General features: G+C 63.3%; 2 protein-coding genes. Both read right to left on the bottom strand.

What is annotated here, in order from left to right:
• Window positions 1-102 precede the first annotated feature (102 nt).
• Window positions 103-666 (bottom strand): GNAT family N-acetyltransferase, encoded by a 564-nt coding sequence (locus ENZ74_RS31920; RefSeq protein ID WP_013531462.1) that lies wholly within the window; start codon window positions 664-666, stop codon window positions 103-105.
• 5 nt (window positions 667-671) lie between these two features.
• Window positions 672-1,341, bottom strand: a 670-nt coding sequence (locus ENZ74_RS31915) for a sulfurtransferase (RefSeq protein WP_164761412.1), incomplete at its 5' end; no start/stop codon positions are given.

Here is a 1,341-nt window from a genome sequence, read left to right as displayed (position 1 = left end):
TCCTTCGGCCTTGGCCGCATTGATGGTGCGGGCAACATGCCAAAAGCAGCCTGAAGGGCCGATGAACGACAGGTTCAGATTCGAGCTGGTGTCAGCTTCCGGCTAGGGCCGCATGACGCTGGCCGCGCGCTCGGCGAAAGGCAGCGGATGCACGATTTCCTTCTTTTGCGCCACCGGTGCAAAGCCGAGCTTCTGGTAAAGCGGCAGAGCCGCCGGATGATCGAGCGTGCAGGTCTGCACCGTCACGCGCTTCGGACCATGCGACCAGGCGGCTGCGATCGCGGAACCCAGGAACCAGCGGCCGATGCCTTGTCCCGTCGCATGTTCCATCATGCCGAAATAGGCGAGCTCGACTTCTTCCGGCAGATGCGGCTTGAGATCGAAGAAGCCGGCGGGTGCGCCGTCGAGATAAAGGACCCTGATGTCGCGATCCTCGCGATGAATGCCGGCGGCAAGCTCGTCGTCATCCAGCCTCAGCACATTGACCCAGTGCCATTTGCGCCCCACCCGGTCCATCAGATAGCGGTAGAAATGCAGCGGAATGTCCTTGGTCTTCAGCAGCGCGATCTGACGGTTGTAGGGCACCGGCGGCGAATAGGCCGGCGGCACATGCATCTCGAGAAACGTCACCGTGACGTCAATATCTTCCAGCGCGCCGTTTTCCATCGTCTTCATTCCTTGCCGATCACAACGGGGCCGGTCACGACAGGCGTGTCGGAAAGCCCGCCCCACTCCGTCCAGGAGCCGTCGTAAAGCCTGTTGTTGGTATGGCCAAGTGTTTCCAGCGCCAGCGTCACCACCGCTGCGGTAATGCCGGAGCCGCATGAGGTGACGACAGGTTTCGACAGATCGATGCCGGCCTCCTCGATCGCCTTGCGCAGGCGGTCCTTCGACAGCAGCTCGCCATTTTCCGACAGCGCCGAATAGGGCAGATTGCGCGCGCCAGGCATATGGCCGGAGCGGATACCCGCGCGCGGCTCAGGCTCGGCGCCGGTAAAGCGGCCCGGTCCCCGGGCGTCGGCGATCTGGCTTGCCCTGGTGTCGACGATCCGGCGCATGTCGGCGAGGCTGGCGACGCGCCCGGAGTCGAAATCGGCATGAAACACGCTTGGCGCGATCTTCGTCGGCTCAGCCGTCACCGGTCTGCCGGCGGCTTTCCAGCCATCGAAGCCGCCATCCAGAATATAGGTCTGGAAGACGCCCATCACCCTGAACATCCACCACGCCCGGGGCGCCGAGAAGAAACCCGGACCATCGTAGACGACGATGGTGTCATCGGCCGAAACGCCCATGGCGCCGACATACTGGGCAAAATGCTGCGGTGACGGCAGCGTATGCGGC

It is taken from the genome of Mesorhizobium sp. M7A.F.Ca.CA.002.15.2.1 (assembly GCF_003998715.1).
Lineage (GTDB): Bacteria > Pseudomonadota > Alphaproteobacteria > Rhizobiales > Rhizobiaceae > Mesorhizobium > Mesorhizobium ciceri.
This window is presented reverse-complemented; position numbering and strand designations above follow the sequence as displayed.

Excerpts from the sequence above, each read along its gene's own strand:
- ENZ74_RS31920 (WP_013531462.1), bottom strand. The coding sequence starts at position 666 with ATGGAAAACGGCGCGCTGGAAGATATTGACGTCACGGTGACGTTTCTC.